Raw genomic sequence first — 15,031 nt, 5'->3', positions numbered from 1 at the left:
GGGAGGCGGAGAACAACGGACGACGCGCGACACCCCCCCACACTCCCCCACCCCCCCCCCCCCCCCCCCCCCCCCCCCCCCCTCGACGGCCCGAGCGGGGGCGCAGCGCCGGGGATGTTCCGCGGCGCGGAAGAACCCGGGAAGTTCACCCCCGGATCCGTCGGTCGAGCCCCCTGCGTGCCCCGCAGCATGGATGTCACGGACCACGGCGAACCCGACGGAAGGGCTCGCAGAGACATCCATCGCACCGAAGGAGCACGACGATGAGCACCGAGAACCGCCCCGGCGACCAGATCCAGACCGCTGCCGAGCTGCAGCTCGAGTGGGACGCCGACCCCCGCTGGGAGGGGGTCAAGCGCGACTACACCGCCGAGGACGTCATCGCCCTCCGCGGTCCGGTCCGCGAGGAGCGCACGCTCGCCCGTCGCGGCGCCGAGAAGCTGTGGGAGAACATCCAGAAGAACACCGGCACCGCCTTCGAGCCCATGGAGAACCCGGAGTGGTCGGCTGCGCTCGGCGCCCTCACCGGCAACCAGGCCGTGCAGCAGGTGCGCGCGGGCCTCAAGGCCATCTACCTCTCGGGCTGGCAGGTCGCCGCCGACGCGAACCTCTCGGGCCAGACGTACCCCGACCAGTCGCTCTACCCGGCCAACTCGGTCCCCGCCGTCGTGCGTCGCATCAACAACGCGCTGCTGCGCGCCGGCCAGGTCGAGCAGGGCACCGACGACCGCGACTGGATGGCGCCCATCGTCGCCGACGCCGAGGCCGGCTTCGGCGGACCGCTGAACGCCTACGAGCTCATGCACCAGATGATCGAGGCCGGCGCGGCCGGCGTCCATTGGGAGGACCAGCTCGCGAGCGAGAAGAAGTGCGGGCACATGGGCGGCAAGGTGCTGATCCCGACGTCGCAGCACATCCGCACGATCAACGCGGCACGGCTCGCAGCGGATGTCGCGGGCGTGCCCTCGATCATCATCGCCCGCACCGACGCGCTCGCGGCGACCCTGCTGACCAGCGACCACGACGAGCGCGACAAGCCGTTCGTCACGGGTGAGCGCACCGCCGAGGGCTTCTACAACGTGCAGAACGGCATCGAGCCGGTCATCGCCCGTGGCCTCGCGTACGCCGAGTACGCCGACCTCCTGTGGGTGGAGTCGGCGGAGCCCGACCTCGAGCTCGCGCGCCGTTTCGCCGAGGCGGTGCACGCGAAGTTCCCCGGCAAGCGCCTGAGCTACAACTGCTCGCCGTCGTTCAACTGGAAGCGCCACCTCGACGACGACCAGATCGCGAAGTTCCAGCGCGAGCTCGCGTCGATGGGCTACGCGTTCCAGTTCATCACCCTGGCGGGCTTCCACTCCCTGAACCACGGCATGTTCACGCTCGCGAAGGACTACAACGAGCGCCACATGTCGGCCTACGTCGAGCTGCAGGAGGCCGAGTTCGCCTCCGAGGCCGACGGCTACACCGCCACGCGCCACCAGCGCGAGGTCGGCACCGGCTACTTCGACCAGATCGCCACCGCGCTGAACCCCAACAGCGCGACCCTCGCCCTCGTCGGATCGACCGAGGAAGAGCAGTTCCAGCACTGATCACCACCTCGGTGGTCGAGTGGCGGCGCACTGCACTCGACCACCGGGACCGAAGGAGACGAGACCATGACCATCACGATCGACCGACCGACCACCCATGAGCCGCGGCCCGCACGCACGGCGCCCGCCTTCGAGACCGTGCAGCCGCACCTCGAGGTCAGCGCGCCGAACGGCGAGCGCTATGACGAGATCCTCACGCCCGAGGCGCTCGAGTTCCTCGCCGCGCTGCACGACCGGTTCGCGCACACCCGGCACGAGCTGCTCGCCATCCGCTTGCAGACCCGCGTCGACGCCGCGAACGGCCGCGACCCGCGGTTCCTGCCCGAGACGGAGTGGATCCGCAACGACGCCTCGTGGCGCGTCGCCGGCGCCGGGCCGGGCCTCGAGGATCGTCGCGTCGAGATCACCGGCCCCACCGACCGCAAGATGGCGATCAACGCGCTGAACTCCGGCGCGAAGGTGTGGCTGGCCGATCACGAGGACGCGACGAGCCCGACCTGGGCCAACGTCGTCGAGGGACAGCTGAGCCTGTTCGACTTCCTGCGCGGCAACCTCGAGTACACGAGTCCCGAGGGCAAGGAGTACCGCGTCACCGCGACCGAGACGCCGACGATCGTCTTCCGCCCGCGCGGCTGGCATCTCGTCGAGAAGCACCTGCGGTTCCACGACCGGGCGGGGCGTGCGATGCACGCCTCCGGTTCGCTCGTCGACTTCGGCCTGTACTTCTTCCACAACGCGCAGGCGCTCATCGCGGCCGGCCGCGGCCCGTACTTCTACCTGCCGAAGCTCGAGTCGCACCGCGAGGCGAAGCTCTGGAACGACATCTTCGTCTTCGCGCAGGACTACCTCGGCATCCCGCAGAGCACCGTCCGCGCGACGGTGCTCATCGAGACGATCCAGGCCGCGTTCCAGATGGACGAGATCCTGTACGAACTGCGTGACCACTGCGCCGGCCTCAACGCCGGCCGCTGGGACTACATCTTCTCGATCGTGAAGACGTTCCGCTCGCGCGGCCGCCGCTGGGTCATGCCCGACCGCAAGTCCATCACCATGACGGTGCCGTTCATGCGGGCGTACACCGAGCTGCTCGTGCAGACCTGCCACAAGCGCGGCGCGCACGCGATCGGCGGCATGAGCGCGTTCATCCCGAACCGTCGCGACCCCGAGGTGACCGAGCGCGCGCTCGCCGCGGTGTCGGCCGACAAGCGGCGCGAGGCGACCGATGGCTTCGACGGCACGTGGGTCGCGCACCCCGACCTCATCCCGACCGCCCGCGCCGAGTTCGACGCCGTGCTGGGCGACCGGCCGAACCAGGTCGACCGCCTGCGTGACGACGTGCATGTGACCGGCGCCGACCTGCTCGACATCCCGTCAGTGGGCGGCCGGGTGACCGAGGCGGGCGTCTACGACAACATCTCCATCACCATCCGGTACATCGAGTCGTGGCTCCGAGGCACCGGCGCCGCGGCCATCGACAATCTGATGGAGGACGCCGCGACCGCGGAGATCTCGCGCTCGCAGGTGTGGCAGTGGCTGCACGACAACACGGTCACCGCCGAGGGAACGCGCATCGACCAGACGTCGATCGTGCGGATCATGGCGCAGGCCGTCGCCGACCTGCCCCGCTTCGACGGCGACCGGTTCGACGACGCGATCTCGGTGTTCCGTTCGGTCGCACTCGAGCCCGAGTTCCCGACGTTCCTGACGGTCGGGGCCTACGCCCGCTTCCTGTAGCAGCTGGAGCTCGACGGGTCGGTTCCCGCCGCCCTCCGGATCGTTCCGGAGCCGGGTGGCGGGAACCGACCCGTCAGCGTGCGTGGACTCGGGCCGCGGCGGCCCGGGATGGCACCGCTCCCTCGCACGCGCCGTCGAGGCGGGCCGCGAACACCGTGGACGCGGCGAATGCGGCGATCGTCAGCGCCACCGTGGTGAACTGCGGCCAACCCCCGTCGGGGGCGGGCAGGCGGAACGCCACGAACCACCAGGCGACGAGCACCACGACCGCGATCGCCGCCTCGACACGACGGCGGGTCGCGGACACGAGGATCGCCGTCCACACCCAGAGCAGGGGAAGCATGAGCAGCTGGTAGAAGGGGTGTGAGACGGGGACGAGCAGGATCGTCGCACCCGCGAGGTTCCACATCGCGAGCGACGGGTCGCCCGGTCGGAGGAGGACCAGCGCGACGAGCCCGAGCACGCCGAGCGCAAGCAGGACGGACACTGCCACGCCGAGCGGCGGCGACTCGGCGAGGGGAAGCGGAAGGTCCGTGCCCGGAACGCCCTGTCGGGCGAAATACCACACCGAGTACAGGTCGAGGGGTTGCTGGCTGAGCCGGAACGTGCGATCGACGAGACGGCCGATGCCCTCCCAGCCCGACACCGCGACCATCACGACGGCGAACGCGACGGCCGTGGCGAGTGCGGCGAGCAGCGCCCGGACCTTGCGAGGCTGGCCGGCCCGCAGCAACCAGAGGAGCAGCGCCGCTGGCCAGGTCTTGACGAGCGCGGCCACGCCGAGCGCGACCCCGGCGCCGGCGGGCGCGCGCTCGCCCAGGAACACCGCGAGCGCGATGATCGCCATCAGGACCAGCTGGTTCTGCCCGAGGAACAGCTCGATCGAGAGCATCGAGCTGTAGAACAGGGTGACCGCGCCGACGCCCGCGACGAGCGGGGCGCGCCATCCCGGTAGTCGCTCGTGCAGGGTGATCACGACCAGGGCGACCGCGAGAGCCCCGCAGGCGAGCTCGACGGCAGTCCACACCGGCATCGCCGCGGCGCTCCCGGCGAGCGGCGTCAGCAGCCAGGCGAGCAGGGGCGTGTACGTGTACCACTCGGCGTCGTAGACGTCGCCGCCCGCGCGGGCGATCGCCGCGGCGTCGAGGATGAAGCCGAGGTCCATCCCGAGTCCGCCGGCCACCGCGTCGGCGTAGCGCTGCACGACGAGGACCGCAGCGACCGCGGCGACCACCGCCCACGCCGCGGCGACGACGAGGCGCGGGCGCCACGGCGGATGGCCGGATGCGCCGCCAGGGGTCATCGCAGGGGAACCCCGACGTCGCCGCCGCCCTCGGGCGTGAGGCGCGAGCCGATCTTGACGAGCGTCGGCGCGGGCACGAACCCGCCCGCGAAGAGCGCCTCGCCCTGCCGGAACCACGGCGACATCGCGAGCAGCCCGGCCGGCGCGACGCCGAAGTACGACCCCAGCTGCGCGAGGTCGCCCGGCGAGCTCATCTTCATCACGGCGAGGTTGTCGCACTGCGAGATGATCCCCGGATGGATCTTCGAGGGCCGCTGCGTCGACAGCAGCAGCCACAGGCCGTACTTGCGGCCCTCTGCGGCGATCTGGATGATCCGCTCGCGCACGGCGACGGCGAGCGGGGTGACGAGGTCGGGCGAGCACAGGTTGTGCGCCTCGTCGATCACGAGCAGCACCGGGCGGCGCTCGGCGCGTCGCGCCCACAGGTCGTCGAGCACCGAGATCGCCACCGACAGGTGCTGGTCGGGCGTCGAGAAGCCGCCGAGGTCGAGCACCGTGGCATCCGGGCGCTCGGCGACGATCTCGTTCACGGGCGTCCGGGGCCCGGCCCAGACCTCCCAATCGAGCATGCCGAGGTTCTCGATCCGGGTCGCGAGCGCCTGCCGGCCCGCATCGTCGGACGCGCGGAGCGCACCGAGCAGCGTGTCCTTGTCGAGGGCCGTCGCGATCTCGTCGGAGTGCAGCAGCGTGTTGAACTCGCGTGCGTCGGCCACGGGATCCAGGCGCAGGATGGCGGCCTTGGCCTCGATCGGCAGCGACCGGAAGTGCACGAGGAGGGGGTCGGGCCCGTTCGGACGCAGCACGCGGACCGTCCGTTCGGCGAGGGCCGCGGCATCCGGCCCGCTGACGCCCTCGCGGAGTTCGCCGAGGCGCACGAAGTCGGAGTTGGGGTCGAACACCACGACCGGCAGCGCGGTGTGCGCGATCACCTGTTCGAGCACGACGCCGAGCGCATATGTCTTGCCGGAACCCGACTGGCCGCACCAGAACGTGTGGCGGTTGAACCGGGAGCCGATCAGCTTCGCCGGCCCGGGGGAGGCGAGCATGGTGCCGATGTCGAGCGTCGCGTGCGACGCGCGGTACAGGGCGTCGACGGATGCCGCGTCGGCGCGTCGCACGTGCGCGTTTCGGAACGGCGCATCCGACCGCTGGTCGAGGCCGCCGTCGTCATCGAGCACGCCGAGCACGCGACCGACCTCGGCCCCGTCGGCGCCGGCCGCCTCGACGAGGCCGAGCCAGGCGCCATCCGTCGTCTCGAGACGCACGAGGGTGCCGGTCGGCGCGCCCTCGCCCGCACTCGTGGTGAACGACCTGCCGTCGACGGATGCCGCGAGCACTCCGGACATGCGAAACCCCTTCCGCGGCGCGCGTCCCCTGCGCGCCGGTTGACGACACCCTCTCACGCGACCTCGGCGCACGTCGAGCGATCGCGGCTCGGAGTAGGGTGCGGTGGTGACCGTCCGGATCCGACCCGCCGCGCCGGCCGATGCCGGGGCGCTCGCCGCGCTCGCCGCCGTGACCTTCCCCCTCGCATGCCCGCCGTCGACGACGGCCGAGGCGATCTCGGACTTCATCGCCCGTCACCTCACCCGCGACCGGTTCGCCGAGTACCTCGCCGACCCCGACCGCACCCTGCTCGTCGCGGTCGCCGCCGACGCGCACGCCGCGGAGTGGCGCGGAGAGCTCGACGGCACCGACGGGCTGGTCGGCTGGTCGATGCTCGTCCGCACCCGGGACGGCGTGCCCGGCGACGCCGATGCCGCCGCCGCGGTCTCGGCGCGGCCCGCGATCGAGCTGAGCAAGATGTACGCGCACCCGGCCGCGCACGGGCAGGGCGTCGCGAGCGAGCTCATGCGGGCGACGCTGGCCGAGGCGGCTCGCGAGGGCGCGCCGGTGGTCTGGCTCGGCGTGAACCAGGAGAACGCTCGCGCCATCCGCTTCTACGAGAAGCACGGATTCGCGATCGTCGGCACGAAGCGGTTCCTCGTCGGCGACCGCTGGGAGCACGACTACGTGCTCGAGCGCGGTCTGGTGGCCGAGTAGCGCGGCGCCACCGACTCGCGGCGCCGCCGCGCGGCTACTCCACACCCGCGGTGCGCGTCGCCTTCACCCGCTCGTAGGCGGCGAGGGCCCTGCTGCGCGTCTCCTTCAGGTCGACGATCGGGTCGGGATACTCGGCGGTGCCCGCCTCGGGCACCCACCTGCGCACGTATGCCCCGTCGGGGTCGAACTTCTCGCGCTGCAGCTCGGGGTTGAACACCCGGAAGTAGGGTGCCGCGTCGGCGCCCGAGCCCGCGACCCACTGCCACCCGAACGGGTTCGATGCGTGGTCGGCGTCGACGAGCGTGTCCCAGAACCACTGCTCGCCGCGCCGCCAGTCGATGAGCAGGTTCTTGGTCAGGAACGACGCGGTGATCATCCGCACGCGATTGTGCAGCACGCCGGTGTGCCACAGCTCGCGCATCCCGGCGTCGACGACCGGCATGCCCGTGCGCCCGCGCTCCCACGCGGTGAGGGCCGACGGGTGCAGCCGCGGCCACGGGAACGCGTCGAACTCGGCCCGCCAGTTCTTCGTGGCGAGCTCGGGGAAGTGGAAGAGCACGTGCCAGGCGAACTCGCGCCATCCGACCTCGGAGAGGAACTTGCGCGCGCCCGCGGTGCCGGCGGCGCGCTCGCGCGTGGCGTGCCACACCTGGTGCGGGCTCAGCTCGCCCCAGCGCAGGCGCGGAGACAGCCGGCTCGTGACCTGCCGGTCCATGCGGTCGCGACCGGTCGCGTAGTCGGCGAGGTCGTCGCGGAGGAAGTCGCGGAGGCGCCGATGCGCGGCGGCTTCACCGGGTTCCCATGTCTCGCGCAGGCCGCCCGCCCAGTCGGGCGACGTCGGCAGCAGGCCCCAGTCGTGGAGGTCGTCGCTCGCAGGGCCGCCGCGACCCGACGGCCCGCCGAACCCGTCGAGCTCGGAGGGCTCTGGCAGCGGATGCCGCGGCTCGTCGGCCGCGAGGCACGCCTTCCAGAACGGGGTGAACACCGAGAACGAGGTGCCCGAGCCCGTCCGGATCGTCCAGGGTTCGAACAGCAGCGATGCGCCGAAGCTGCGCACCTCGAGCCCGGCATCGGCGAGCTCGGACTTCAGCGCGGTGTCGACCTCGCGTTCGGCGCCGCCGTAGCGCCGGTTCCAGAACGCGGCGCCCGCGCCGACCTCCTCGACGAGCGAGCGGATGACGCGCCCCGCCGGTCCGCGCCGCAGCACGAGCCGCACCCCGCGGTCTCGCAGGTCGGCGGCGAGCGAGTCGAGCGAGTGGTGCAGCCACCACTTCGCGGCCCCGCCGAGCGGGCGGATGCCCGCGGACTCCTCGTCGAGCACGTACACCGCGACGATCGGCTCGCCGCGCTCGACCGCCGCGTGCAGCGCGGGGTGGTCGGCCACGCGCAGGTCGTCGCGGAACCAGACGATCGACGGCGCGGCGCTCATGTCGGTCACGCTAGCCGAGCCATCCGACGCCCGACCCCCGCCGCAGAATCCGCACACACGGTTCACAGGAGAATCGCCGATACGCAGGACGCGGGCGCGGATTCCGTCCTGTGGACGGCCGATTCTCCTGTGAACCGGGGGACGGATGGAGCCGGGGGAGGAGGGGCGTCAGGACGGGTCGGGCGCCACGCGCAGCACGAGCTTGCCGCGCACGTGTCCCTCGCCGAGGCGCCGATGCGCGGCCTCGCCCTCCTCGAGCGGGTACTCGCCGTCGACGTGCACGCGGATGGACCCGTCGTCGATGAGCCGCGTGATCACCGCGAGCGTCCGCCCGTCGGGCGGTACCGAGTACCCGGTCGCCCGCACGCCGGCGGCCGCGGCCTCCTCGGCCATGGCCGGCCACGAATGGCTGGGCACGTTCACCACGAGCCCGCCTCGACGCAGTACCCGGAGCGAACGCGTGCCCGTGTCGTCCGCGACGTTCCCGATGAGGTCGATCACCACATCCTGGTCGGCCAGCACCTCTTCGAAGCGTTCGCTCGTGTAGTCGATCACGCGATCCGCGCCGAGCGACGTCAGGAACTCGGCGTTGCGAGCCGACCCCGTCGCGGTGACGTGAGCCCCGAAGTAGCTCGCGAGCTGCACCGCGAAGTGGCCGACGCCGCCGGCGCCCGCATGCACCAGCATCCGCTGGCCGTCGTGTGCGCGGGCGACGTCGACGACCGCGCCCCACGCGGTGAGCGCGGCGCAGGGCACGCCCGCCGCCTCGACGAAGCCGATCGCGGTCGGCATGGGCGCGACGCTCAGCGACGAGACGCTGACGAACTCGGCGTAACTGCCGGAGGTGCGCGGCACGCGCGCCATGCCGTACACGTGGTCGCCGACCTGCAGGGGGTGCGCGGCGTAGGGCACCTGTTCGACGACCCCGGCGAAGTCGAGGCCGAGCACGGCGGGGTACGACGGGATCGCGGCGGACACGCCGCGACCGAGCTTCGTCTTGCGGTCGATCGGGTTGACGCCGGCGGCCACCACGCGCACGAGCACCTCGTCGCTCACGCGGACCGGTCTCGGCACCTCGGCGGGGTGCAGCTGCGCGCCCTCGCCCGTCGCGTCGACCACCAGTGCCCGCATCGCATCCGCCATCCGCTCGCCTCCCGTCGCTCCATTCTGGGGCAGGTTAGGCTGCGAGCACTGCTGCGTCGAGAGGGGATGTCGCATGCGCGCGCTGAGTCGCACGCCGTGGCCCCGCGAGGTCGCGACCGTCGAGCCCGAACGCGTCGACGAATCCGTCAGCGCCCGCTGAGCCGGTCGCGGACGATGGCGCGCATCGCGGCATCCTGGGCGGGCTGCCCGTCATCGCGCGGCGGAACCCGCTCGAGCGGCGCGCCGAGCCCGGCCGCCCAGCGCTCGGCCAGCGCCAATGGATGCGCCGGGTCGCGCGGCGCGCCGACCACGAGCGAACGGATGCCGCCCCGGGCGAGGCCGGCCAGCTCGGCGTCGTGCGCGAACGCGCGATTGCGCGGGATCTCGACGAGCCGGATCGCCCGCCGCGAGGCATCCGGCGCCCTGAACTGCGCGAGCAGGCCGCGCCCCCCGGCCGGCGACTCGCGTGCGACGCGCAGGTACGGCTCGGTGCGCCGGAACCGCTCGGCGCCCTCGTCGGGTCCGAACTCGCGCAGCAGTTCGCCGATGACCGGGAACGCCCGGAGGTTCGCGGGCAGCGAGCGGTCGCCGAACGCGGGTCGGACGAAGACGGCGCGATCGACGGGCAGGAGCCCGAGCAGGCAGATCCGCAGCGCGAGCGCGGCGCCCATCGAGATGCCGATCAGGGTGACGGGCGAAGCGAGGCCTCGGGATGCTCCGGCCTCGCCGCGTGCGCGGCCCAGCTCGCCGGCGGCCGCCGCGGCGACCTCGTGCGCGAGCCGGTCGAGCGCGAAGTCGGCCGGTTCGCCGACGAGCGTGGACGCGCCATGCGCCCGCACGTCGGGCGCCGCGATCGACGCGGACGGCACGCCGAGCTCGGAGAGCACCGGCCCGAACAGCGCGAGCGGCTGGCTCCGGTCGGCGCCGAGGCCGTGCAGGAGCACGAAGCTCACGCGAGCGGCCCGGGGCGGTAGAAGGCACGGCCGGGCGACTCGCGGTAGCCGACCGGCTCGGGGGCGCCGGGCTGCGGCCGGATCGCCTCGAGCAGCAGGTCGGCCAGTCGCACGAGCTGCGCGATCTGGTTCTCGTCGCGGTCGACCCAGCGACACTGCGGATCGGCGACGGGCCTGAAACCGTCGTGCAGCTCCCAGACCACGAGCGTGCGCTCGGCGCCGAGCACGTACTGCTGCCACCACACCTGACGGAGGTATCCGCGGGGGATGGCCCGCCACGACTTGGACGTCGTCTTGATCTCGCACAGCTCGACGGCGCCGCCCCCCGCGACCCGGAGCCCGTCGGGCGTCGCGAGGTGGCGCTCGTCGCGCTCGGCATGGAACAGCAGGCTCGACGGAGCGATGCCGTGCTCCTGCTGCACCCATGCCGCGATCACGGGCTCGCGCTCGCGGCCGTGGTCGGTGTACCGGCTCCCGCCGAACCCGCGGCCCGGCGTGCCGTACAGCTTCTCGTTCGCGGCGGCACGGACGGATGCGGCGGACGCGAGCTTCGCGGCATCCGTCGCCGTCACTCCCCGCGAGCGGGCCCGCAGCCACGCCACCCGGTCGCCCGCATCGGCCACGATGCGGCGCTCGTGCGGGTGCGACGGCTCGCGGAGTGCCGACGCGACGCGCGGCGCGACCGACTCGAGGTCGAAGAGCGCGAACGGGGTGTCGGTCACCCCTCAACGCTACCGCCGACCGTCCCCGTCGGACGGTCGCCGGGGACGCGCGGCGCGGCGCTACTTGACCGCGCGCATGAGCCCGGCCGAGGAGGCGGCGATCATCGCCTCGATGTTGGCCGGGGAGAGCGAGTGGTGGATCGCCAGCATGGTCGCGCCGAGGACCGCCGCGTCGGCCCCGGTCTGCGAGAGCGTGATGTGCAGCGATTCCGTCGCCAGGGGCATGGAGCGGCGGTACACGACTTCGCGGACGCCCGCGATCAGGTGCTCGCCGGCCTCGGCCATCGCGCCGCCGAGCACGATCACCGACGGGTTCATCAGGCTGAGGCAGGTCGTGAGCACCTCGCCGATGTCGCGCCCGGCCTGCCGGACCGCCTGGATGGCCTTGACGTTGCCGTTCTTGACCAGGTCGACGACGTCACGCGAGTTCTTCGCCGGGATGCCCTCGGCGGTGAGCGCCCGGGCGATCGCGCTGCCCGAGGCGAGCGCCTCGAGGCAGCCGAAGTTGCCGCAGTTGCAGGCGATCTCGGCGCCGCGCGAGACGTAGACGTGGCCGATGTCGCCCGCCGTGCCCTGCGCTCCGCGCTGGAGGAAGCCGCCCGAGATGACGCCGGCGCCGATCCCGGTCGCGATCTTGACGAACAGCAGGTGGTCGACGTCGGGCCAGGCGCGCTCGCGCTCACCCAGCGCCATGATGTTCACGTCGTTGTCGACGAGGACCGGGACGTCGAACTCCTGGCGGATCCATCCGGCGACGTCGAACCGGTCCCAGCCGGGCATGATCGGCGGGTTGATCGGCCGGCCCGAGCTGAACTCGACCGGCCCCGGCACGCCGATCCCGATCGCGAGCAGGTCGTCGGTGCGACGACCGGCGCGCTCGATGAGATCGCGAGCCGATGCGACGGCCACGTCGAGCACGACGCGGGGGCCCTCGGAGACGGCGATGACCGAGTTCGTCTCCTCGAGCACGCGGCCGGTGATGTCGCTGAGGGCCACCCGCACGTGCGAGGCGCCGATGTCGACGCCGATCACGTACCGGCCGCTCGCGGTGATCGCGAACAGCGAGGAGGGGCGACCGCCGGTCGACGCGGCCTCGCCGACGGGCCCCACGAGGCCGAGGTCGGTGAGCGCGTCGATCCGCATCGCGACGGTCGTGCGGGCGAGGCCCGTGACGGCGGCGAGCTCGCTCCGCGTGCGCGGCTGACCGTCGCGGAGGATCTGGAACAGATCGCTCATCGCGGTCGAACCCAGCGCATTCACGTGTGGCCGAGACCCACCCGCACTTACGTCAGTCATCCGTTGATTCTCCCATAGCACGTGTCGTAACTCGCATGGCTTCGCATGCACTGGAGGCCTTCGGCCGCCCCGGATGAACGGGCACTACTGCGATCGCGATCCCTGCCCGGAGAAGCGCTGCTGGAGCAGCACGGCGATCACGATGATGACGCCCTTGGCCACGGCCTGGACCGAGGTGGAGAGGTTGTTCTGCGTGAACACGTTGGTGAGGGTGGCGAAGATGAGCACGCCGAACACGGTGCCGGTGATGGTGCCGCGACCGCCCGCGAGGAGCGTGCCGCCGACCACGACCGCGGCGATCGCGTCGAGCTCGTACAGGGTGCCGTGGGTGGAGGTGCCGGCGGTGGTGCGGCCGAGGATCATGACCGCGGCGATGCCGGCGGTCAGGCCCGCGAGCGCATAGAGGTAGATGGTGTGGCGGCGCACGGCGAGGCCGGCCAGGCGTGCCGCCTCGCGGTTGCCGCCGATCGCGATCGTGCGGCGGCCGAAGGTGGTGCGGTTGAGCAGGATCCAGCCGGCGCCGGCGACGAGGACGAAGATCCAGATCAGCATGTCCACACCGAGCAGGTCGAGGTTCATGAACTCGATGAACTCGGGGATGCGCACGACCTGGGTGGTGCGGTTGGCGAGAATCTCGGCGAGTCCGCGCGCGGCGACGAGCATGGCGAGCGTGGCCATGAACGCGACGACCTTGCCGTACGCGATCACGATGCCGTTGATGAAGCCCGCGGCGAGGCCCACCGCGAGCGCGACGAACACCATGACGAGCCAGGTCGAGTTCTCGGCGGCGGCCTGCACGGCCGAGAGCGTCGCCACGACGGAGGCCAGGCCCATGACCGAGCCGACCGAGAGGTCGATGCCGCCGCCGATGATCACGAACGTCATGCCGATCGAGATCACGCCGATGATCGAGGCCAGGCGGAGGATCACCAGGATGTTGTCGATGTCGGTGAAGCGGTCGCCTGCGGTGATCGCGCCGACCACGAAGAGGGCGGCGAGGGCCAGGATCAGGCCGAGGTTGCGGCCGACCGAGCCGCTGAGCAGCGTCTTCGCGGAGAACTTCCGCTCGGTGGGCGGCGGTGCCGCCGGTTCGGTCTGGGCGGGGGAGATGGTCTGCTGGTGCTCGCTCACGCGGCGGTTCCTTCCATGATGAGGTCGAGCACCTGGTGCTCGTCGATCTGGTCTGCCTTCACGGTGCTGAGCACGCGGCCGTCGGCGATGACGAGGACCGTGTCGGCCAGGCCGAGGACTTCTTCGATCTCGCTCGAGACGATGACGACGGCGTCGCCGTTGGCCGCGAGCTTGCGGATGAGGGCGTAGATCTCGGCGCGGGCGCCGACGTCGACCCCGCGGGTGGGCTCGTCGAGCAGCAGCACCGAGGTGCGGTTGACGAGCCATCGGGCCAGCAGGATCTTCTGCTGGTTGCCGCCGGAGAGCGTGCGCGCGGCACGGTCGGGGTCGGCCGGGCGCAGCTGCAGGGCGGAGATCTGCTCCTGCGCGACCTTCCGCTCGGCGCGCTCGTTGACGAAGCCGCCGCGCGCGTAGCGCGCGAACGAGGCGAGCGTGACGTTCTGGTAGATCGGCTCGTCGAGCAGCAGCCCCTGGCTCTTGCGCTCCTCGGGTGAGAGCCCGACGCCGGCCTTCACGGCATCGCGGACCGAGCCGCGCTTGAGACCGCGGCCGCCCACGCGGACCGAGCCGGCGCTGGAGCGGCGGGCGCCGTAGATGGTCTCGAGGATCTCGGACCGGCCGGAGCCGACCAGTCCCGCGAGGCCCACGATCTCACCGGCCCGAACGCTGAAGCTGACGTCGTGGAACACCCCGTCGAGGGTGAGCCCCTCGACCTCGAGCCTGACGGGCGCGGACGGCTCGACCGGCGTCGCGGGCGGGAACACGTTCGCCACGGCACGGCCGGTCATCAGCCGGATCAGCTCGGAGGTCGGCGTGCCCGCGACGGGCAGTCCGTTGGCCGTGCTCCTGCCGTCCTTCAGGACGGTGATGCGGTCGCCGATCTCGCGGATCTCCTCCAGTCGGTGCGTGATGTAGACCACGGCGATGCCGGCGGCGGTGAGCTCGCGGACCACGCGGAAGAGGTTCTTGACCTCCTCGCTGTCGAGCACCGCGGAGGGCTCGTCCATGATGATCAGCTTCGTGTCGTGCGAGAGGGCGCGCGCCATGCTGACGATCTGCTTGTTCGCCGCGCTCAGCGAGCCGACCTCGCGCGTGGGGGAGAGGTTCGCGTGGCCGAGGCGCTTGAGCAGCTCGCGCGTGCGCGCGTTCGCCTCACCGGTGCGGAGCACCCCGCCGACGGCGAGTTCGTGCCCCAGGAAGATGTTCTCGGCGATCGACAGGCCGTCGACCACGTCGAGCTCCTGGTACATGGTCGCGATGCCGAGCTCGATCGCGTCCTGCGGGGAGGAGGGGCTCACCTCCTCGCCGTTCCAGAGGATTGTGCCCTCGTCGGGGGTGTGGGCGCCGGCGAGCGTCTTGATCAACGTCGACTTGCCCGCGCCGTTCTGGCCGAGGATGCAGTGCACCTCGCCCGCGGCGATCTCGAGGTCGACGCCCTTGAGCGCCTGCACGCCCGCGAAGCTCTTCGAGATGCCGCTCATTCGGAGTAATGCCGGAGAATGGTCGTCTTTGATCACTCGGAAATCATAACCGGTTCGCGCTCCGAAGCAAGTCTCATCTTGCGCCGAGTTTTCTCCTCTGTACATCCCCCTTGCGAGCCGCACCAGTGCGGGCCCGCGAACTTTTGACGCTCACCTCACATAAGTTGCGCACGGGCGGGGATCTTCTGCTACGGTGGCGGAACGTCA

The 15,031-nt window shown here is 71.9% G+C and carries 12 protein-coding genes; 3 read left to right on the top strand and 9 right to left on the bottom strand.

The features are described 5' to 3' along the window. Nucleotides 1–263: 263 nt before the first annotated feature. Both aceA and aceB read left to right on the top strand, forming a co-directional pair. Nucleotides 264–1,589, top strand: coding sequence for an isocitrate lyase (aceA, locus tag ACZ4TW_RS12550; RefSeq protein WP_465543055.1), 1,326 nt, complete (start codon nt 264–266; stop codon nt 1,587–1,589). A gap of 66 nt (nt 1,590–1,655) precedes the next feature. Further along, nucleotides 1,656–3,323 carry a malate synthase A gene (gene aceB / locus ACZ4TW_RS12545; RefSeq protein ID WP_465543054.1) on the top strand — a complete coding sequence of 556 codons (1,668 nt, stop codon included), beginning with the start codon at nt 1,656–1,658 and terminating at the stop codon, nt 3,321–3,323. A gap of 73 nt (nt 3,324–3,396) precedes the next feature. Here aceB and ACZ4TW_RS12540 read toward each other — a convergent pair whose 3' ends face one another. Together ACZ4TW_RS12540 and ACZ4TW_RS12535 are read right to left on the bottom strand one after the other, a co-directional pair. After that, nucleotides 3,397–4,626: a glycosyltransferase family 87 protein gene (locus ACZ4TW_RS12540; RefSeq protein WP_465543053.1), complete on the bottom strand. Its 1,230-nt coding sequence runs from the start codon at nt 4,624–4,626 to the stop codon at nt 3,397–3,399. Next, a complete protein-coding gene (locus ACZ4TW_RS12535) occupies nt 4,623–5,972 on the bottom strand; it encodes an ATP-binding protein (RefSeq protein WP_465543052.1) in 1,350 nt (449 codons plus the stop codon). Before ACZ4TW_RS12535 ends, ACZ4TW_RS12540 begins: the two co-directional genes overlap by 4 nt. A gap of 106 nt (nt 5,973–6,078) precedes the next feature. Between ACZ4TW_RS12535 and ACZ4TW_RS12530 the strand changes: the two genes are divergently transcribed. After that, nucleotides 6,079–6,669, top strand: a complete 591-nt coding sequence (locus tag ACZ4TW_RS12530; RefSeq protein ID WP_465543051.1) for a GNAT family N-acetyltransferase — start codon at nt 6,079–6,081, stop codon at nt 6,667–6,669. Nucleotides 6,670–6,703: 34 nt separating this feature from the next. Here the strand turns inward: ACZ4TW_RS12530 and ACZ4TW_RS12525 are convergent, their stop codons facing one another. The 7 genes from ACZ4TW_RS12525 to ACZ4TW_RS12495 form a co-directional block, all read right to left on the bottom strand. Beyond that, nucleotides 6,704–8,098, bottom strand: coding sequence for a cryptochrome/photolyase family protein (locus ACZ4TW_RS12525; RefSeq protein ID WP_465543050.1), 1,395 nt, complete (start codon nt 8,096–8,098; stop codon nt 6,704–6,706). A 168-nt stretch (nt 8,099–8,266) separates the two neighbouring features. Continuing rightward, the gene (locus tag ACZ4TW_RS12520; protein ID WP_465543049.1) at nt 8,267–9,241 is read right to left on the bottom strand and encodes an NADP-dependent oxidoreductase; all 975 of its coding nucleotides are present in this window, start codon (nt 9,239–9,241) and stop codon (nt 8,267–8,269) included. A gap of 146 nt (nt 9,242–9,387) precedes the next feature. After that, entirely contained in the window at nt 9,388–10,194 is an 807-nt protein-coding gene (locus tag ACZ4TW_RS12515) for an alpha/beta fold hydrolase (protein WP_465543048.1), read from the bottom strand. Beyond that, the gene (locus ACZ4TW_RS12510) at nt 10,191–10,916 is read right to left on the bottom strand and encodes a YqaJ viral recombinase family protein (RefSeq protein WP_465543047.1); all 726 of its coding nucleotides are present in this window, start codon (nt 10,914–10,916) and stop codon (nt 10,191–10,193) included. Before ACZ4TW_RS12510 ends, ACZ4TW_RS12515 begins: the two co-directional genes overlap by 4 nt. A 60-nt stretch (nt 10,917–10,976) precedes the next feature. Beyond that, nucleotides 10,977–12,152 (bottom strand): ROK family protein, encoded by a 1,176-nt coding sequence (locus ACZ4TW_RS12505; protein WP_465543046.1) that lies wholly within the window; start codon nt 12,150–12,152, stop codon nt 10,977–10,979. Between the two features lie 144 nt (nt 12,153–12,296). Next, the gene (locus ACZ4TW_RS12500) at nt 12,297–13,343 is read right to left on the bottom strand and encodes an ABC transporter permease (RefSeq protein ID WP_465543045.1); all 1,047 of its coding nucleotides are present in this window, start codon (nt 13,341–13,343) and stop codon (nt 12,297–12,299) included. Beyond that, nucleotides 13,340–14,824, bottom strand: a complete 1,485-nt coding sequence (locus tag ACZ4TW_RS12495) for a sugar ABC transporter ATP-binding protein (protein WP_465543060.1) — start codon at nt 14,822–14,824, stop codon at nt 13,340–13,342. Before ACZ4TW_RS12495 ends, ACZ4TW_RS12500 begins: the two co-directional genes overlap by 4 nt. Nucleotides 14,825–15,031: the final 207 nt, after the last annotated feature.

It is taken from the genome of Agromyces sp. NPDC029043, assembly GCF_055564615.1.
This window is presented reverse-complemented; position numbering and strand designations above follow the sequence as displayed.